This window comes from Eubacterium maltosivorans (assembly GCF_002441855.2).
Lineage (GTDB): Bacteria > Bacillota > Clostridia > Eubacteriales > Eubacteriaceae > Eubacterium > Eubacterium maltosivorans.
Genome location: NZ_CP029487.1, coordinates 2,541,038 through 2,560,777, shown reverse-complemented (window position 1 = coordinate 2,560,777; position 19,740 = coordinate 2,541,038). Strand labels below are relative to the sequence as shown.

The window sequence follows — 19,740 nt, the reverse complement described above, 5'->3', positions numbered from 1 at the left end:
AAGGGGAAAAAGTATGTTCAAAAAAATGGTGGCAATTGAACGGTTGAATCTGACACCGGAAGCAGAAAACAGGCTGTCGCAGTATGCAGAAAAAGTACAGTTTTACTACAGCATTCCAGAGGATAATGCGGCGATTATCAAACGGATCGGCGATGCCGACGCGGTGCTTCTGAGCTATACCAGCCAGATTGACAGTGAGGTGCTGAATGCCTGCCCGAATATTAAGTATATTGGGATGTGCTGCAGCCTGTATGCACCGGAGAACGCCAATGTGGATATCGCTGCGGCAGAGGAAAAAGGAATTGTGGTTAAAGGGGTCCGTGATTATGGCGATGAAGGTGTGCCGGAATATGTAATCAGCGAGCTTGTCCGATTGCTGCACGGGTTTGGCGGCACTATGTGGAAGAGTGTGCCGATGGAACTGACAAATATAAACGTTGGTATTATGGGACTGGGAACCAGTGGAACAATGGTCGCTAAAGCCTTGAAGTTTTTTGGTGCAAATGTGCATTATTTTAGCCGGACAAGAAAACCAGATGTTGAAGAGCAGGAAGGTTTTATATGGATGAACAAGGAAGGATTGCTTGAAAAGGTAGATGTTCTGTGTACATGCCTCAATAAAAATGTCATTTTAATGAACGAGCGTGAGTTTGAAATTTTTGGAGATGGAAAAATTTTTGTTAATACATCAATCGGCCCATCACACAATATTAACGCTTTGAAAAGATGGCTCTGCAATGAGAAAAATTATGCCTTGAGCGATTCGGCAGGCGGGCTTGGAGCAGAAGAGCTGCTCAGGTACCCAAATGTGTTTTGTCCAAATAAGGCGGCAGGAACATCGACATTATCTAAAGTTCGGCTGAGTGAAAAAGTGCTGGAAAATCTTCGTGTTTATTTAGAAGCCCCCCTTTGTTAAAGAAAGACTAAAAAATATTTTCAAGTATGACGCAAAATATATACAAAAGAGCTGGTCAGAGCCCTTTTGTATAATAAATAAAAGAGAATAGCAAAAAAGTAAAGCAATGCATATTGCTGATTATTGGAATAGACGCACAGCAAAGCTTTTCTTTAAGGGTTATCTTTCACTAATCTCTCTTGTACTAATAATACCACGGTTTTTATAATTAGCAAGCTTATTTTAAAAATTCGTTTTATTTCTCAAGAAGATCGAGTTTTATCGACATGATTAGTGAAAATCTATTAGTTTTACAGTAATTGGTAAAGTGTTTTAAAAATCAGGAGGTTAAAAATGTCGATTGGTACTTGGATTATGTTGATATTTTATGGTGTCGTTCTCGGCGGAGGCAGTATTGCCCTAATTGCACATTCGTTAAGGAATAAAGAGATTTAGAAGAGGAGAAATAAAATGAGTGATAAAAAAAGCCGTGGGGCATGGGGATCTCGGATAGGCTATATTCTGTCAACTTTGGGAATGGCGATTGGCGTCGGCGCAATGTGGCGTTTTCCAATGCTGACTGCAAAGTATGGTGGTGGCGCATTTGTCTTGGCGTTTTTTCTGATCAGTATTATTATTGTAATCCCGGCCGCTTGGGGAGAAGTTGGACTGGGAAGACATACAAAATCGGGTGTTGCCGGTGCGCTTGAGTCTTTGGCGGGCAAAAAAGGAAAAGTTATCGGAACATTTATCGCATTAATTCCACTTTTGTTAATGTTCTATTATCCTGTTATTATGGCGAATGTTGTGCAGTACATTTATTATACTGTTGCGGGCTCGCCGTTTCTGGCAGATCCTGAAGGGTTTTACAATGTTGTCGCAAATAATAAAATCGTCGTGTTTCTGGTGGTTGCCGGGCTTGATATTCTGACAGGCGTTATCTGCCTGGGGGGGATCAAGGGCGGTATTGAAAAAGCGTGTAAAATTCTTTTACCGGCATTGTTTGTAATTTTAGTTATTCTGGTAATCCGTATTTGCACATTGCCGGGAATTATGCAGGGTATTGAATTTTATGTTCGTCCAGATTTTTCCCAGTGGGCAAATCCTAAGCTTTGGGTCGAGGCTGCCGGTATGGCGCTGTTTGCGATAGGCTGCGGGCCGGGCTATCTCATAACTTTTGGGAGCTACTGCTCCGACAAAGCAGATATCGGGACAGACCTGGTAACTGTTAATATTACCCAAATGTTAATCTGTGTTTTAAGTGGTTTTGCAATGATTCCCGCAGTTATTCTTTTTGGAATGAACCCGGACGCAGGCAGCGGCCTTATTTTCATGGTATTGCCAAAGGTCTTTGAACAGCTGGCAGGCGGTCCTGTCTGGCTGGTGTTTTTCCTGATCGCATTATTGTTCGCTGGTTTATCTACAACTATTTCTGCCTGGGAGGTTCCGGTTACTGTTTTAATCGACAGCTTTGGAATGAAGAGAAGAACAGCGGTTATTATCGTGACACTTATCGCGATTATTGGCGCGATTCCATGTATCTGGATTTCAGAATTCTTAGAACATTTCGACTATTTGGTCGGGACATTCCTGTATACTGCCGCCGCCACCGGCCTTGCTGTTTATCTGGCATGGTTCTATAAAGCGAAACGTGTGCGTGAGGAGTGGATTAATCCGACCTCTGTTGTCAAATACGGAGCATGGGAAGATGTTTTATACAAGTTCCTCACTGTGCCGGTATTCATATATTTCCTTGCGACAGGATTTATTGGCTTCTTCAGCTAAACAGGTTGTTTTACAAGTAACAGACTGGAAAGGATTTTTCCTTTTCAGTCTTTCATCTAAAAAGAACAGAGGGCAGACTATGAATGCAGAAAAATTAAAAGATTTATTAACAGAGGTAAAGAGCGGTCAAACCAGTATTGACAGCGCTTTTGAAAAAATAAAGGATATACCGTATCATGATCTGGAATACGCAAAGGTCGACTATCATAGAGAATTGCGCAATGGTTTTCCGGAAGTTGTGTACAGCCCTGGGAAATCCCTTGAGCAGGTCCGTGGCATTGTCAAGGATATGATTGAGCGTACAGATGGGAATATTATGGCAACCCGGGTCGACGAGAATGTTTACAAAACCATCGCGGAGCTTTCTGATGAAACGGAATATTATAAAGAGGCCAGAGTTGTAGTTGTCAAGCGGCAGGCATTTAAGGTGAGTGAAAAAAGTATTACAGTCGTATCCGCTGGAACTTCGGATATTCCGGTGGCGGAGGAAGCGGCGGTCTGTGCAGAGGTCATGGGAAATTGTGTGGATCGGATTTATGATGTCGGAGTTGCAGGTATCCACCGGCTGCTTGACAATGTAGAACGGATCAACCGTGCAGGTGTGGTCATTGTCATTGCCGGGATGGAAGGCGCCCTGGCAAGTGTGGTTGGCGGTCTGACGGATAAACCAGTCATCGCTGTGCCTACGAGTATTGGATACGGTGCGAACTTTGGCGGTGTTTCGGCATTGCTGGGAATGCTGACATCCTGTGCCAGCGGCATTGGGGTTGTGAATATTGACAATGGATTTGGCGCGGCCTGCCTGGCGTCAAAAATTAACAGATAAAGGGGAGACAGAATTGAAAGAAAAGTATTATGTTACAACGCCCATCTATTACCCGAGCAGCGACCTGCATATCGGACATACCTATACAACTGTGGCGGCAGATACCATCAAACGCTTTAAGGCGCTTCAGGGCTACGATGCTTACATGATTACAGGGATTGATGAGCACGGACAGAAGATTGAAAAGGTGGCCGAGGAAAAGGGTATGTCTCCCCAGGCTTTTGTGGATGAAGAGGCTGCGCGTATCGCTGAGCTCTGGAAACTGATGAAGATTGATAACGACCAGCTCATTCGCACCACAGACCCCGAGCACATGAAAACCATTCAGCGTATTTTTAAAAAGCTCTATGACCAGGGCGATATCTATAAAGGAAAATATGAGGGCTGGTACTGTACCCCATGTGAATCCTTCTGGACAGAAAGCCAGATCGTTGACGGAAAATGCCCTGATTGCGGCAGGCCAGTGGAGATGACCTCAGAGGAGGCTTACTTCTTTAAAATGTCCAAATATGCAGACCGTCTGCTTGAGCATATTGAAACCCATCCGGATTTTATCAAACCAGAGTCTCGGAAAAATGAAATGATCAATAATTTTATCAAGCCTGGCCTTCAGGATCTCTGTGTCTCACGAACCTCCTTTAGCTGGGGTGTTCCGGTTGACTTTGATCCTAAGCATGTCGTCTATGTCTGGATTGATGCGCTGCCGAATTATCTGTCAGCCCTGGGCTATCTCAATGATAAGCCTGACCAGATGGAACGGTACTGGCCGGCCAATGTGCATCTGGTAGGAAAAGACATCATACGCTTTCATACCATTTACTGGCCCATTATGCTGATGGCGCTGGATTTGCCGTTGCCCAACCAGATTTACGGGCATGGATGGATATTGCTTAAGGGCGGAAAGATGTCAAAATCGGTCGGTAATGTCGTAAATCCTGTAGAGCTGGCCGGTAAATACGGAGTGGATGCCCTGCGCTACTATCTGCTCAGGGAAATGAAGGACGGTGCAGACGGCGTGTATAGTGAGGAGCTGCTGATAAACCGTATCAACTCGGACCTAGCCAATGACCTTGGAAATCTCCTGAGCAGAACCGCAGCAATGACTGTGAAATATTTTGATGGAAAAATACCCGGGCAGCGGGAAGCCGCCGCGTTGGATTCTGAGCTGATTAAACTGGCACAGGACACCCCAGAGGTTTTTGCGGGGTATATGGACAAGGTGGATTTCAGCAGAGCATTGGAAGCGGTTTGGAGATTGGTCGGCCGAACCAATAAATATATTGATGAAACCGAGCCATGGATTTTGTATAAAGCCCCGAAAAACCACAGTCGTCTGGCGGCAGTTATGTATAACCTGACAGAGGCTCTGCGTTTTACGGCCGTTATGGTAGGTCCGGTGATGCCAGAAACAGGCAGAAAAATACTTGAAAGCTTAAGCGTGCCAGAAACACTGAGAACCTGGAAAAGCCTTGAGGTGTTTGGACAATATCCAGAGAACATCAAGATAGAAAACTGCGATGTGCTGTTCCCAAGAGTGGAGACAGAAAAGCAGAATAAGAAAAACAAGTCGGCGCAAAAGGAAAAGCAGAAGAAAGCTGAAATACAAAACAGCGATAAGATTACTATCGATGATTTTTCAAAGGTAGAATTGAAAATCGGCGTGATATTAGCCTGTGAGAAGCATCCGGACGCGGATAAGCTTTTGGTTTTTCAAATTGATTTGGGCAGTGAGAAACGTCAGATCGTTTCAGGAATTGCGGAATATTATAAACCGGAAGATCTGATTGGAATGACGGTTGTGGTATGCGTTAATCTCAAACCCATTGTGCTGCGCGGCGTAGAATCCAATGGAATGATTTTGTCCGCTATCGGGGGGAAAAGACTTTCGCTGCTGACAGTGGAGGATTCCACAATGCCGGCAGGAAGTAAGGTGTGTTAAGGGAAACGGCACTTGCTGTCTGTTTAAAATAATACAAGCCAGCATCTAAAGATGCTGGCTTGTATTATTTTAAAAGAGATAGAGTTCTCGATTGTTGTAGAGCAATCCGACCACAGCTGAAAATTTTAAATCAATAGCCGGATTTGTGAAAAGTCGTTCTTCCGTTCAAACTCCATTGCGTTAAACAAGAAGGCGCGCATCAGATTTTCATCAATTTTATAGAGCCGGCATCTGAAAATATTGATCGTTGTAAAGTAATCCCAAAAATCATTTTCCTCTGGATTTTCGATCATGCGGATCGTAAGTTCGCGGCGCAAACCATACTCGGCGTACAGAATATCCTGGAGCTCCTTTTCGGAGATATCAAGTTTTAATTCAGTAATAAATTGTCTTACAAAACGGATTAAATTATTGTCAAGATAGAGGGACAGCTGTTTTTTTTTCAGATTATCTAAATAGAACCGTGTCGTATTTTTATCCCTGAGCCTTGCGCGGAAGTCGACGAGACTGTTGATCGTGTTTCTTTCGAGCGCGGAAGTTTTGTGCTCAAGATGAGTTGATACAAAGGTATAGGACTCTAAAAAAAGATCATCATAGATCGCTTTGACAAGGTCGTCTTTGGTTTTATAATAATACGCCAAATTACCCGTCCGAATATCAATTTTTTCGCAGATTTCTTTTATCGTTGTTTTTTCATAGCCTTTTTCATAAAAAAATTCTTTTGCTGTTTGAAGAATTAACTTTTGGGTTTTTAAACCTCTTTTAGATTTTGATACAGCCATTTTTTCAGCCTGCTTTCCAAATTTTCTTTTACTTGTCTAAGCCCATTATACTACAGCATTACTATATTTATCCATAATTTATCATAAAATTTTGAAGAAAATGCCCAGAAAAACTTATTTTTGCATTCTTAAAATAGGCTTTTTAAGAAAAAATATAAAGATATTGACAAAATAAGAAATATAGGTATAATTTAATTATAAATAAATAGGTGAAAATAATAAAAAGCCTAAATTGGAGGAGAAATGGGAGAACGAAAATTCACAGAAAGTCAGGCTGAACGGATAGAATTATTTCAAGACGTTTATGAGGGAAGAATTCCCAAACGGGTTCCTGTTGAGGTGTCGGTTTCATGGGAAGCGGCAATTCGATATTCCGGTCTTGAACTGAAAGAAGCGCAGTGGAATACAGAACTTTACGAGGTGTTTTTTGATAAGGTTTGTAAGGAATTTAACACGGATAAATCACCGATTATGCCAACATTGAGAAATCCAGCTCATTACTGGCTGCTTGGTTCAAAGGCAATTATAATGAGTGAATCCGGATATATGCAGCATCCTGAAATACATTGCCTGGAACCAGAGGAATATGACCTTTTTATTGAAGAACCATACAAATGTATGGTTGAAAAACTTCTTCCACGGCTTTATGAAGGGCTGGACGCCAGCAAAGATGAAAAGGCGCTGAATTTAGCCCAGGCTTTTCATGCGAAGAACAGAACAAGTGCGATCATGGGAGCAACCATGGCGAAGATGATTGAAAAATATCAGTTTGCTGCTTTTCCAGCGGGAGGAATGACCGAGGCGCCCTTTGATTTTCTGGCGGATTTCATTCGTTCCTTTAGCGGCATTGCAAAAGATATACGAAGATATCCGGAAAAGGTGCTTAAGGCGTGTGATGCAGTTCTGCCGCACATGCAGAAATTAGCGGTTGTGCCGAGCTCTTCCCGGTATTCAAGAACCTTTATACCGCTGCATATGGCTCCGTTCATGCGCCCAAAAGATTTTGATCAATTTTGGTGGCCAACCTTTAAAAAACTAATGGATTATATCGCTGAGAAAAACGTAGGGGTAAAGGCCTTTGTAGAACATGACTGGGGAGATAAAATTGATCATCTGGGTGAACTCGGCAACCGGGTTGAGTTTCAGTTTGAATACGGCGATCCTCAAAGAATTAAACAGACATTGGGGAATAAGCATATTATATCGGGATTATATCCGATCACCCTGCTCCAGACTGGTACCGAAAAAGAATGTACTGATAAGGCAAAGGCTCTGCTTGATGTGCTTGCCCTGGACGGCGGATATATTTTTAATACAGATAAAACAATATACTCTTTAGAAGGTAAAATCGCGGATAACCTCAAAGCGGTGATTGAGACCGTAAAAACCTATGGACGCTATTAAACAAAGCGGACAAAAATACATGATCTAATAACAGGAGGTGAAAACACATGCAGCCCGCATATTATTATAATGATGAGGAAGAATGTAAACGTAATAGATCTCAACTGAAGTCAGATGATGGATTTGATGTTTCGCAATATGTTCAGCCTTATGAAGAAGATTTATACCGGTTTATTTTCAGTTTGTTTTTATAGAACGCATGAAGAGGAGAATCTAAAATGCAACAGGATAGTAAAATAAAAAAAACGCAGATGATTGGCATGCTGGTCAGCGCTGCAATTGTCGTTATTATGTATTTTATGCCGGCACCGGCAGATCTGGGTGTAGCTGGCTGGCGAACAATCAGTATTTTGCTGGTCTTTCTGGTTTTGCTGGTAACTGAAGCCTTTCCGGCTGGGGTTATCTGTATTATTACTTTGATATTGATGCCCATGCTGGGAGCGGTTCCAAGTATTGGAGATGGGTTTACAGGATTTGCGAACCCTGTTACCTTTTTTATTCTGGCATCCTTTGGGATTTCCGCAGCGATCGCAAAAATGCCGATTGCCCATCGAATTCTATTGGTTATTATCAGGCTGCTTAAAGGGAGCACCCGGGGGATTATCTTTGGGATTATGGTGTGTACAGCGCTGTTTTCATCTATGGTATCGAATATTCCGACAACAGCTATTTTTATGGGAATCGCGTTGGGATTCCTTGATATTTTTGAAGATGAAGATGAAAAGAAGCGAACTGGTAAGGCGCTGATGATCGCCATTCCGGTCAGTGCAATGGTTGGCGGTGTTATGACACCAGCCGGCTCATCGCTTAACTTGCTGGTTATCGGTATGCTCGAGCAAATGACGGGTATTACGGTCAGCTTTGTTCAGTGGATGCTGTTTGGAATTCCACTTGCGATTGTGATCCTTCCCGTTGCATGGCTGATTATTACTAAGGTTTACCACCCGGCCGACATGGACCCGGATCGTTTGAAGGATTATATCAATACGTTAAATACACACGACAAAATGGATATAAAGGAAAAATTCGTTATTCTGGTAACACTGATCATGCTGGTATGCTGGATCGCCAGTTCCTGGTTTCCTGTGTTTAATGTGACAATGGTAGCTTTGTGCGGATTATTCTGTCTCTTTTTGCCGAAGATTGGTGCGCTCTCATGGGATGAATTTGTAAAAAGTGTCAGCTGGCAGGTGTTTTTTCTGGTCGGCACTGTACTCACACTGGGTACGGCTATTTCGGCCAATGGGATTGGAAACTGGCTGGTTGCGTCGTTTATGCCTGAACAAATGAGTATCACAGGACCGGTACTTATAGCGATCTGCGGTTTCATCGGTTTTGCGATGCTGATCGTTGTTCCAGTTGCTCCTGCGTTCATCGCTGTTTTAGCGCCGGCTATGATTTCGGTAGCCGCAAACTGCGGCTACAGCCCCGCAATTCTGATGATTATTCTCGGCATCTGTGCCGGCAATGCCTATTTACTGCCGCTCGATACGGTTCCAATGATTACCTATTCCAAAGGTTTTTACAAGATGAGCGAGATGCCGAAATCAACCGCCCTTATTCAGGTAATACTGGTTATTTTGATGGCGGTATGGTTCCCGTTAGCTGGCAGTATTGTAGGATTTATTTAATTACGTGAGGTGAAGGTTTAAAATGGAAAATAAAAATAGCGGATATCAAAAACGACTGGAACGCTGCGAAAAAGCAATTCAGAGAAAAGTGCCGGACAGGGTGCCTGTCGTGGCGAATATTTATGCATGGGCAGAAAACTACTATGGCTACAGCGTCAAAGAGGTTTATGATACAAAGCCAGAGCTGACCTATGATGTTCATTCGCGTCTGGCTAAAGAATTTGATTTTGACGCATTCTTTACCATGGGGAATAATGTACCGATTCCAGCGACAAATGCGCTGGGAGGCGGGCATTATATTGTAACGGAAAAAGGGCTGCAGGTGTCGAATCTCAGCTGTAATGTTATGAATGAAGATGAGTATCCATTGCTGGCAAAAGATCCAGCTGCCTATTTCCGGGATTATTTACTGCCCCGAAAGTATCCTGTCCTCAACGAGACCAGCGGAAAGGCTTACGAGGCCTTGTGCGAGGCCTTTGATAAATTTGGCTGGTATATGAAAAAAACAATTGAAGCCAATATGCGCATTGAGGCAGACGGTTACCCGGTGCTGTCAAACGGAGCCATTAACCACCCATTAGACAGCATTATGGATTTTTGCAGAGATTTTTCCGGAGTTATGACGGACATCCGCAGACACCCGGATGAGCTGAAGCATGCCATGGAAAGCTTTAGCGACTTTCTTATTCATAACAGCTGTGATGGATACAGGAAGCGGGAAGATTCCGCACACTTTCTGTTTTGCGCAACACATATCGCGCCATTTTTAAAACCAAAGGATTTTGAGGAATTCTATTTTCCTTATTTCCGCGCACAGCTGGATTATGCCATGAATACCTGCGGCTATACCGTGGGGGTGTTTATGGAAGGCAACTGGGAGCCATACTATGAATTGCTCCAGGAGCTTCCGGATAATGATGGGAAGCTGGTCTGTCTACAGGAAAACGGCGACTGTAAAAAGTTTAAAGAAAAGCTTGGCAATAAGCTTTGTGTGTGCGGCGGTCTTCCCATCAGCCTCTTGGCTTTCGGAAGCGAAAAAGAAGTACAGGATTGCGTGAAAAGGATGATTGACGACTGCGCGGCGGACGGCGGATTTATGATCAGCACAGACAAAGGGATTCTCACTTTAGGAGACGCAAAGCCTGAAAATATTAAGGCAATGATTGAGGCGGTCAAGATGTATGGAACTTACTAAAAAGCTGTTTGTGAGGTGGAAAAATGGAAAGCACGCAAAAAAATAATACCGTAAAAGAATTATTCGAACGTCTGAAGAAGGAAAAGACAGATAGTGAAATGCAGGAAGTAGAGAGAGATAAAATAATGGATAAATTGATTTTTATCCTGACTAAGAATTGATGGGGAAGTACATAGAAAGCATATTTGCAGTGTCAAAGGGTGAAGATAGTTTAGAGTGTGAAAACATAAAATAATATTAAGCGTAAAGACAAACCTCATTTTCCTTTAATAAAAAAGAATGAGGTTTTGTCTTTTTTTAGATTGTGATAGAATTGGACAGGAAAAGACCAATGGAGAAGGAGGGGTGAAGTTTTATGCTTAATCCTATCGTTATGGTTGCGTAGGCAGGGCTGTCGCAACGGTTTATAAATTGAATAAATGCTTGTCGGTAGCTTTGCTGTTCCCGTTTGAAAAAAATATCAGGAGCGCAAAATGAGCTATAAGAAAGCAACACATATTCTGCCGCGGGAACTGCTGGAAAAGATTCAGGAGTATATTGATGGAGAGTTCATTTATATTCCGAGAATTTCTGACAACAAAAAAGTCTGGGGCGCATCAACCTCGACCCGCCAGGAATTAAAGGAACGGAATAAAAGTATCTACACAGACTATCTGGCCGGAACATCTATGGAGGTTCTGGCGGAAAAGTACTTCCTGTCCCTGAAGAGTATCCAGAGAATTATCGGGCAGCTGAGAAAAGAGAATAAGGGTTAATGACGGCTGATTCAGTTTTGCAGACTGAATCAGCTTTTTTCTTATGTTTAGTTATGAAAAGAGTATTAGGTAGGGGACGCGGAAGCATCATGCTACAATGGATTCATAAAAGAAATACGAATCAGGGAGGCGCAGGATGAAAAGAATTTGTGACAATCCACCTTATTAGGCTTCTTCTTTATTAATAAAGAGAGGAGCCAGACAATGAAAAAATTTATCTGGAATATAAGACCTATTGGGCTGCCTTTGGTGTTGAGATACTGTAAAAAGTGCGGTAAAAAGGCAGAGTTTATCTGTTCAGGACAATTTAGGGTCAACGCCCAGCGGAAATATCTGGATATTTGGCTGATTTATAAATGCACAAAGTGCGATACAACCTGGAACGCGGCGGTTTACTCGCGTGTTTCACCGCAGACGTTAAGCACTGGTTTGCTGGAACGCTTTTACAGCAATGATGAGAGACTTGCCCGGCAGTACGCTGTGGACTTTCAATTTCTGAAAGGAAACGGCGCCGAAGCCCTGTTGCCAAGTTATGCTGTTTCAGGCGATATTCCCGTATCTGGAGAAATGTCGGAGGTGGAGGTACAAAGCGAGTACCCGTTTCCCGTCAAGGTTTCCGCGCTGGTGAGGGATAAGCTGTGTCTGTCACAGAAAGATTATCAGCAATTGGTCGCAGAGGGAAAGATTAGGGACAGCTCGGGCAGGGACATGCGAAAGTGCAGGCTGAAAAAGGGAACCGTTCTTATTTTTGAGTAAAGCAGCAGAAGCTGGATTTTAAGCGTAGCAGTTAAATTGCGGCTGCGCTTTTTTATGTTTCGCGCCAGTTGGCACATATTTTAATGGATAAAAATTTTCAGAAAAACAGTGGAATTTGTCATAAAATGCGATTTTGCACAAAAAAGGAGGCTTTTAATATAAACAGAAAGGTTTCTAATGGATTAGACAGCTAAAATCCTCAAATTATTTTATAATAAAAATCATGGAAATCATTTTTTATACCTTAAAAAATAATTTCAGGAAAATCAGAAAACGATAATTTATGAGAAAAATTAATAAGCAGTTAAACTTTGAACTAGAAAAGTGAAAATTTGACAAAAATAGTTATAAGATTTATAAAGATAAAATTTACAATTCCCGTATTTGACAGATAAAGTAAAAGCTGATAATCTTGAATATAAATTTTGTATAATATACGAGGAGAAAAGGGAAGTATGATTAATTTTGCGGATACAGGATTTATTCTTGTCTGTGCGGCTATGGTGTGCCTGATGACACCGGCCCTGGCTGTTTTTTACGCTGGGCTGCTGAGAAAGGGCAATATTGTAGATATTATGTTCCAGTGTTTTATTGCCATGGGCATCGTGACGGTTCTTTGGTTTATCGGTGGTTTCAGCCTGATCTTTGGCGGTGATATTTCAGGAATAATCGGCAATCTGGAGTTTGCGTTTTTACAGAATGTCAGTCTGGCACCCTCTGAGATTTGGGCACCGACCATTCCGTTTATCGCTTTTTTTATCTTTCAGCTGATGTTCGCTCTGGTGACGCCCGCACTTATCTGTGGCGCGGTGGCAGAGCGTATGACGCTCAAAAGCTATATGGTATTTCTGACGCTGTGGAGTCTTCTGGTTTATATTCCAGTAGCGCACTGGGTATGGGGCGGAGGATTTCTGTCACAGATGGGCCTGGCAGATTTTGCCGGAGGTACAGTGGTTCATATGAGTGCGGGTTTTTCCGCGCTGGCGGCAGTGCTGGTAGTCGGCGGCAGAAAAAAACGTGATTATACTCCGCATAACATGGTCTATGTCGCTATTGGCGCAGGGCTTTTATGGTTTGGATGGTTTGCCTTTAACGGGGGAAGCGCTTTGGCAGCCAATGAAATTGCGGCAATGACCATCACCAATTCACAGATTTCTGCGGGGTTTGGGCTTATGACATGGGTTATTGCCAGCTGGATACAGGAAAAACATCCCAGCGTCCTCGGCGCAATGATGGGTGCTCTGGCGGGACTGGTCTGTATAACGCCGGGGTCAGGCTTTGTGGAACCGTGGGCAGCGGCGATCATTGGTGTTGTGGGCACCCTGTGCTGCTATGGAATGATTCAGCTGCGCATTAAAAAGAATCTGGATGATACACTGGATGTTTTTGGACTGCATGGAGTCGGAGGCACCGTTGGCATTATTATGACGGGGATTTTCGCAAGCCCTGCGATCAATGCTGTAACGGGTGTGATTTATGGCAATCCGGGGCAGCTGCTGACACAGCTTGCGGGTGCGGCGATTGTCATGATTTATAGCTTTGTGCTAACCGTTATTATGCTCAAAATAATCGGCCGCTTTACACCGCTGAGGGTTTCAGGGCAGTTGGAGACAGACGGAATCGACGAGGCTTATTATCAGGAAAAAGGAATGACAGAGTAAAATCTGTTTATATATTTGCCGCCCTGCCAATATTGGCAGGGCGGTGCTGTTTTTTGAAAAACCGATTAAGCAAATAGAATTCTGTCTGCCAGATCGGCCAGCACCCTTTCGCAGCGGTCAATATCGGCCAGAGGAACAGATTCGTCGGGCTTGTGGGCGAGCTCAAGGTCACCGGGGCCGTAGGAGAGGCAATTGTGGTTGTTCAGATTTCCAGCGATAACGGCGGTATCGGTATAGCCTGGGAAAAAGCTGACTTGGGCAGGGCTGCCGGTTACGGCTGCGCAGCTTTCTCTCAGCATTTTTAAAAGGTAGGAGTGCGCATCTTTTTCAACAAAGGGCCGGTCACCGGTGATTCTGTAATGTCCATGGACTCCGGGAATCTGTTTTTCTGCCCGGCGTATGGCCGATTTTACGATGACTTCGGCAGCGGCAGTGGTGGTAGGCGGTACCAGCCGCATGTCGACGGTGACCGTGCAGTGGTCCGGGACCACATAGGGGCGGTAGCCGCCGTTGATTTGCCCAAAGGTGACGGTGGATCGGCCGAGGTCGTGGTGGTGGGGTGTTGCCTCGACGCCCTGCCGTACAGCGGCGATCATTTCTGCCATGGCGGCAATGGCGTCCGCCCCTTTCCAGGGCGTGCTGGCGTGGGCGGTTACACCGTCAGCGGTCAATTCAAACCAGGTGCGGCCTTTGTGGGCGACCTGAATCTGCCCGTTTGTGGGCTCGGTATCCAGCACCCAGCTATTTTCAGTTACCCAGCCTGAGGCAATGGCGGCCTCCACGCCGCGCATATAGTCCTCCTCGTCGACCGTTCCGATGAAAATAAAGGAGTGGCGCGGCTGTTTTCCGGAAGCGGCAGCTTTTAGAAAAACCGAAAGGGCGCAGGCCAGGCCGGATTTCATATCGCAGGCGCCTCTGCCGTAAAGCCGTCCGTCTTTTATTTCGGCAGAGAGCGGCGGGACGCTCCAGCCCTCGCCCAGTGTCACGGTATCCATATGGCAGATATAAATGAGTGCAGGATCGTCGATTTCTCCTTTGATTTTGCCCATGACATTAAAGCGGCCGGGCAGAACCTCTTCTTTGACAACAGGAACGCCTGCCGACTTCAGAAGCGCCGCAATTTTACAGCCGATGGCCCCCTCGTATGCGCCGGGATCGGAGCTGTCGATCCGGACAAGCTCTTGGGTCAGTGTCTGCGCGTTTATGGTATTCATAAAAACCTCCCAATGGTTCAATAAATTCTTTTTATATTATATAATAAATTTTCTAAAATGAAAAGAAAAACAATAAAAGATTCTTAAATTATTCGGCGGGGTTAATGTTATAATATTTATAATAATGGGAGGGATGCCTGTGGAAAAACAGAATGACTTTACTAAAGGGAGCATATCCGGCAATATCATGCGCCTGGCTTTTCCAATGATGGCCGCACAGCTGATTAATGTGCTGTACAGTGTGGTTGACCGCGTCTATATCGGTCACTTACCGGATGCCTCGACACTCGCACTGACAGGTCTCGGACTTACCTTTCCCATTATCATGATCATTACGGCTTTTGCCAACCTTTTTGGCATGGGCGGCGCGCCGCTCTGCTCTATTGCCAGGGGGAAGGGAGACGACCGCAGGGCAGAGCGTATTATGGGGAATTCCTTTACCATGCTGCTCATCACCGGCGTTTTGCTCATGATCGTATGCCTGATTTTTAAGAGGCCGATTTTATATGCTTTTGGCGCCAGTGACCAGACCTTTCCATACGCCAACGACTATGTTGAAATATATCTCTGCGGCAGTCTCTTTGTGATGATCGGCCTGGGAATGAACAGCTTTATCAATTCACAGGGTTTTGCGAAAATTGGTATGATGACCGTGGCTCTGGGAGCGGTGGTCAATATTCTGCTGGATCCGGTGTTTATTTTTGTTTTTGGTTTAGGCGTCAGGGGCGCAGCCCTGGCGACAGTGCTGTCGCAGCTGCTTTCATCCCTCTGGGTTTTACGCTTTCTGACAGGAAAGAAAGCCATCTACCGCCTCAGTCTGAAAAGTATGAGGCTGGATTTTTCGCTGATCGGCGAGATTTCAGGGCTGGGCCTGTCGGGATTCATTATGTCGGTCACCAACAGCGCGGTGCAGATCGTATGCAATGCGAGTCTTCAGTTTTATGGCGGAGATATTTACGTGGGTGTTATGACCGTTTTAAACTCCATTCGTGAGGTGCTCACCATGCCAGTGCAGGGGATTACCAATGGGGCGCAGCCGGTACTCGGCTTTAATTATGGGGCTGGGGCTTACGGCAGAGTGCGGAAGGGAATTCAGTTTACAGCCATCATCGGGGTAGCGTACACCTTTGCTGCCTGGTTGATTCTGATGCTTACGCCCCAGGCCTTTATCCATATTTTCAACAGTGAGCCGGAGCTCATAAGGCTTGGTGTGCCAGCTTTGTATATTTATTTTTTCGGGTTTTTTATGATGGCGCTGCAATTCTCAGGCCAGACCGTTTTCATTGCCCTCGGCAAATCGAAGCAGGCTATTTTCTTTTCGCTGCTTCGAAAAGCAATCATTGTTATCCCGCTCACCCTGTTCCTGCCAACGGTTTTTAACCTTGGCGTCAATGGTGTTTTCCTGGCAGAGCCCATCTCCAATTTCATTGGAGGAGCAGCCTGCTTTATTACCATGATGGTCACTGTATGGTCAAAAATGAAAGAAGAATAGCCGCTTAAAAGTCTCTGCGAAATGTGTGTTTATTTGCAGAGACTTTTTTTAGTGGATAAAATACAAACAAATGGGTAAATATATTCATGTTATAAGTTAAATGCCTGACAATTGTGTTTGTTTGAGCTGCACGTAAGATGCTGCTTTTTTATTTAAAACCGATTGAAAAAAGGAGGTAATCAGATGAATGTTGCTGTATGTATTAAGCAGGTTCCTGCTGTGTCGGAAATTAAGCTGGAAAAGGGCACAAACCGGATGCTGCGGGAGGATGTGCCCGCGGTTGTAAACCTTTGTGATAAAAATGCTTTGGAGGAGGCCCTGAGACTTCGGGAAAAGCATGGAGGCAGGGTAACGGTTTTATCCATGGGGCCAGCCCAGGTCGAGGAAGCGCTTCGGGAGTGTATTGGCATGGGGGCAGATGAAGCTGTTCTGCTCTGTGACGACGCGCTGCAGGGATCGGATACCCTTGCCACGAGCCGCGTACTGGCTGCGGCCATAAACAGGCTGGGCGGCTATGATCTGGTGCTCTGCGGCAAGCAGGCCAGCGACGGCGATACAGGGCAGGTAGGTCCGGGCATTGCCGAACGTCTGGACTATGCTCAGGTCACTTATGTGAATCGTCTGAAGGTCGAGGACTATGTTTTGACCGCTGAACGTGAAAATAAAGATGGTGTTGAAATCCTGCAGACCGCACTGCCGGCAGTCTGCACCATTACAGAAAAAGCCCATGCGCCGAGACACCCTTCAATAAAGGGAAAAATGAAGTCAAAAAGTGCGGATATCCGGGTGTTATCGGCGGCAGATATTGGGTTAACCCCTGATGATGTGGGCTTTAAGGGCTCGGCGACCCAGGTGATCGGGACTTTTTCGCCAGCGGTTCTGGATACAGGCATCCGAATTGACGCGAAGGACGGCCAGGAAGGTGCAAAGGCTCTGTTCGAAACCCTGGAAGGCCTGGGCGTGTGGTAAGGAGGAAACATCATGAAAGAAAATGCGATTTGGATATTTATTGAGAAAGAGGATGAGCAGATCAGGCGCGTGAGCCTTGAGCTTTTATCCAAGGGTAAAAAGCTCAAGGGCGGGGATAGTGAACTGGTTGCTGTGGTTTTTGGCTATCTTTCCTGTGATATGACCACCAAGCTTTCTGGCTATGGGGCGGATATTATTTTGAATGTTCCGGGCGATGGCTATGAAATTTACAGTACCGACGTCTATACCGACGCGATGGAAACCCTGATCCGGCGATATGCGCCGAATCTCCTGCTGGTGGGAGCGACCCACAACGGCCGTGACCTCTGCGGGCGTCTGGCAACCCGTCTGGAGCTTGGCCTTGCGGCAGACTGCACAGAGATTGAGCTTGCGGCAAACGGCGCCGTCACCTTTATTCGACCAGCCTACGACGGTAAGGCGTTTGCCAAAATTACCATGGCAACACGTCCGCAGATTGCCAGTGTCCACTCCGGTATTTTTGCCAAGGGCCTGCCAGTGGAAGGCTTGAAAGCTGAGGTAATCGAGGAAGACATTCCGATAAAGGAAAGCGCGCTGCGGGTGAAGCTGCTGGAATATGTCGAGGCGGTCTCCAAGGTCGTGGATGATCTGGAAGAAGCGGATATTGTGGTGGCAGGCGGACGCGGCCTCGGAGGGCCGGAGGGCTTTGACGTCGTTCGGGAACTGGCAGACGCTCTGGGCGCTGCGGTCGGCGCTTCCAAACCGACAGTGGAGGATGGTTGGATTGACACTGAGCATCAGGTAGGCGTTACCGGTAAGAGAATCCACCCTAAGCTTTATATCGCCTGCGGGATTTCCGGCGCGGTACAGCATACCCTGGGTATGAAAGACTCAGATATTATTGTGGCCGTCAATAACGACCCCGAAGCCCCCATTTTTAAGATCGCCCACTACTGTGTGATTGGCGATTTGTTTGAGGTACTTCCGGCCCTCACCGATCTGATCCGTGAGAAACGCCAGCTCAAGGCGCCGACAGAGCGGAGACAGAATCCAATCGATACACAGACAGCCTATTTTGAAGAAAAGGCTGAAAAGAGCCAGAAGGCCCAGGATCCTGAAAGCAAGAGAAAAGAAGAAATAGCGGAAACCCCTTTAGGAAAAGGGCCGAAGCGTGAGATTAAAAAGATTAATACGGTTGATAAAACCACTGCGGTAGAGGAGGAAGAAACCATGAATTTTGAACTGTCCAAGGAACATCAGGAGCTGCGTGAAATGTTCCGTGAATTTGCCCAGATGGAGGTAAAGCCCATCGCCAAGGATCTGGATGAAAAGGAACGCTTCCCGGAAGAGACCATTCCCAAGCTGGCTGAAGCTGGAATGCTGGGCATCCCCTTCCCGGAAGAATACGGCGGAGCGGGTATGGATAATCTGGCCTACGCCATGTGCGTCGAGGAAATTTCAAAGGTCTGCGGCTCCACCGGAGTCATTATTTCAGCCCACACCTCTCTGTGCGCATGGCCGATCTTTGCCTTTGGAACAGAGGAGCAAAAGCGTAAATATCTGGTGCCGCTGGCAAAAGGTGAACACCTCGGAGCATTTGGCCTGACGGAGCCGGGCGCGGGAACAGACGCGGCCGGACAGAAGACGACCGCTACTCTTGAAGGCGACCACTATGTTTTGAACGGCAGCAAAATATTTATTACCAACGGCGGAAAAGCCGACACCTACGTTATTTTTGCCATGACGGATATCACAAAGGGTAACCACGGTATCACCGCTTTTATTGTGGAAAAAGATTTTCCGGGTTTCTCTATCGGCAAAAAGCTGGATAAAATGGGAATCCGCGGTTCCTCCACAACCGAGCTGATCTTCAAAGACTGTATTGTGCCAAAGGAAAATCTGCTCGGCGAAGTCGGAAAGGGCTTTAAGATTGCCATGAAAACCCTGGACGGCGGGCGGATCGGCATTGCCTCCCAGGCTCTTGGACTGGCGCAGGGAGCCATTGATGAAACCATCCCTTACGTCAAGGGAAGGGAACAGTTTGGACAGCCCCTGTCAGCTTTCCAGAACACCCAGTTCCAGCTGGCCAACATGATCGCCAGGACAGAAGGGGCGCGCCTGCTGGTTTATCAGGCAGCCTGCGCGAAGGATGCCGGGAAACCCTATAATCATCTTGCTGCCTTAGCCAAGCTTGTCGCGTCAGAAGCGGCGAGAGACGTTACCTGCGAGGCCGTCCAGTTATTTGGTGGCTATGGCTTTACAAGAGACTACCCAGTAGAACGCATGATGCGTGACGCCAAAATCACTGAGATATACGAAGGCACTTCCGAGGTCCAGCGCATGGTCATATCCAGCTGGGCGGGAGTTCATTAAATTAAAAAAGGAAAATTCTGGCGCATATTCGCTAAAGTGAATGTGAATGGAGCACGGCCGCAGGCCATATTTCATCAAATCTGC

The 19,740-nt window shown here is 45.7% G+C and carries 16 protein-coding genes and 1 pseudogene; 15 read left to right on the top strand and 2 right to left on the bottom strand.

Features of this window, described 5'->3' with window-relative positions:
• Positions 1-13 precede the first annotated feature (13 nt).
• The 4 genes from CPZ25_RS12150 to metG all read left to right on the top strand — a co-directional run bounded on the left by CPZ25_RS12150 (position 14) and on the right by metG (position 5,445).
• The gene (locus CPZ25_RS12150) at positions 14-916 is read left to right on the top strand and encodes a D-isomer specific 2-hydroxyacid dehydrogenase family protein (protein ID WP_096920554.1); all 903 of its coding nucleotides are present in this window, start codon (positions 14-16) and stop codon (positions 914-916) included.
• 450 nt (positions 917-1,366) lie between these two features.
• Positions 1,367-2,680, top strand: a complete 1,314-nt coding sequence (locus tag CPZ25_RS12145) for a sodium-dependent transporter (protein ID WP_096920553.1) — start codon at positions 1,367-1,369, stop codon at positions 2,678-2,680.
• 79 nt (positions 2,681-2,759) lie between these two features.
• Complete coding sequence (larB, locus tag CPZ25_RS12140; RefSeq protein WP_096920552.1) at positions 2,760-3,506, top strand: nickel pincer cofactor biosynthesis protein LarB; 747 nt, start codon at positions 2,760-2,762, stop codon at positions 3,504-3,506.
• Entirely contained in the window at positions 3,463-5,445 is a 1,983-nt protein-coding gene (gene metG / locus CPZ25_RS12135) for a methionine--tRNA ligase (RefSeq protein WP_167495296.1), read from the top strand. Before larB ends, metG begins: the two co-directional genes overlap by 44 nt.
• 125 nt (positions 5,446-5,570) lie before the next feature.
• Here the strand turns inward: metG and CPZ25_RS12130 are convergent, their stop codons facing one another.
• Positions 5,571-6,227, bottom strand: coding sequence for a TetR/AcrR family transcriptional regulator (locus CPZ25_RS12130; protein ID WP_096920550.1), 657 nt, complete (start codon positions 6,225-6,227; stop codon positions 5,571-5,573).
• A 243-nt stretch (positions 6,228-6,470) separates the two neighbouring features.
• Between CPZ25_RS12130 and CPZ25_RS12125 the strand changes: the two genes are divergently transcribed.
• From CPZ25_RS12125 to CPZ25_RS12100, 7 genes are all read left to right on the top strand, one after another.
• The gene (locus CPZ25_RS12125) at positions 6,471-7,631 is read left to right on the top strand and encodes a uroporphyrinogen decarboxylase family protein (protein ID WP_096920549.1); all 1,161 of its coding nucleotides are present in this window, start codon (positions 6,471-6,473) and stop codon (positions 7,629-7,631) included.
• Between the two features lie 218 nt (positions 7,632-7,849).
• Entirely contained in the window at positions 7,850-9,262 is a 1,413-nt protein-coding gene (locus CPZ25_RS12120) for an SLC13 family permease (RefSeq protein WP_074618266.1), read from the top strand.
• 22 nt (positions 9,263-9,284) lie between these two features.
• A complete protein-coding gene (locus CPZ25_RS12115) occupies positions 9,285-10,457 on the top strand; it encodes a uroporphyrinogen decarboxylase family protein (RefSeq protein ID WP_096920548.1) in 1,173 nt (390 codons plus the stop codon).
• A gap of 23 nt (positions 10,458-10,480) precedes the next feature.
• Positions 10,481-10,618, top strand: a complete 138-nt coding sequence (locus CPZ25_RS20515) for a hypothetical protein (RefSeq protein ID WP_158577785.1) — start codon at positions 10,481-10,483, stop codon at positions 10,616-10,618.
• A 312-nt stretch (positions 10,619-10,930) separates the two neighbouring features.
• Positions 10,931-11,212 carry a CD3324 family protein gene (locus CPZ25_RS12110; protein WP_058693140.1) on the top strand — a complete coding sequence of 94 codons (282 nt, stop codon included), beginning with the start codon at positions 10,931-10,933 and terminating at the stop codon, positions 11,210-11,212.
• Between the two features lie 204 nt (positions 11,213-11,416).
• Positions 11,417-11,968: a DUF1062 domain-containing protein gene (locus CPZ25_RS12105; protein WP_096920547.1), complete on the top strand. Its 552-nt coding sequence runs from the start codon at positions 11,417-11,419 to the stop codon at positions 11,966-11,968.
• Positions 11,969-12,423: 455 nt separating this feature from the next.
• The gene (locus CPZ25_RS12100; protein WP_074618263.1) at positions 12,424-13,629 is read left to right on the top strand and encodes an ammonium transporter; all 1,206 of its coding nucleotides are present in this window, start codon (positions 12,424-12,426) and stop codon (positions 13,627-13,629) included.
• Between the two features lie 65 nt (positions 13,630-13,694).
• Here CPZ25_RS12100 and CPZ25_RS12095 read toward each other — a convergent pair whose 3' ends face one another.
• Positions 13,695-14,843 (bottom strand): M20 family metallopeptidase, encoded by a 1,149-nt coding sequence (locus CPZ25_RS12095; RefSeq protein WP_096920546.1) that lies wholly within the window; start codon positions 14,841-14,843, stop codon positions 13,695-13,697.
• A 139-nt stretch (positions 14,844-14,982) separates the two neighbouring features.
• Here CPZ25_RS12095 and CPZ25_RS12090 point away from each other — a divergent pair, with 139 nt between their 5' ends.
• The 4 genes and pseudogenes from CPZ25_RS12090 to CPZ25_RS20830 all read left to right on the top strand — a co-directional run bounded on the left by CPZ25_RS12090 (position 14,983) and on the right by CPZ25_RS20830 (position 19,656).
• Positions 14,983-16,335 carry an MATE family efflux transporter gene (locus CPZ25_RS12090; RefSeq protein WP_396133255.1) on the top strand — a complete coding sequence of 451 codons (1,353 nt, stop codon included), beginning with the start codon at positions 14,983-14,985 and terminating at the stop codon, positions 16,333-16,335.
• 183 nt (positions 16,336-16,518) lie between these two features.
• Positions 16,519-17,304: an electron transfer flavoprotein subunit beta/FixA family protein gene (locus CPZ25_RS12085; RefSeq protein ID WP_096920544.1), complete on the top strand. Its 786-nt coding sequence runs from the start codon at positions 16,519-16,521 to the stop codon at positions 17,302-17,304.
• 12 nt (positions 17,305-17,316) lie between these two features.
• Positions 17,317-18,159: pseudogene (locus tag CPZ25_RS20835) on the top strand (electron transfer flavoprotein subunit alpha/FixB family protein); the annotation flags it as partial.
• A 354-nt stretch (positions 18,160-18,513) separates the two neighbouring features.
• On the top strand, positions 18,514-19,656 hold the full coding sequence (locus CPZ25_RS20830) for an acyl-CoA dehydrogenase (RefSeq protein WP_167495295.1): 1,143 nt from the start codon (positions 18,514-18,516) through the stop codon (positions 19,654-19,656).
• The last annotated feature ends 84 nt before the right edge of the window (positions 19,657-19,740 follow it).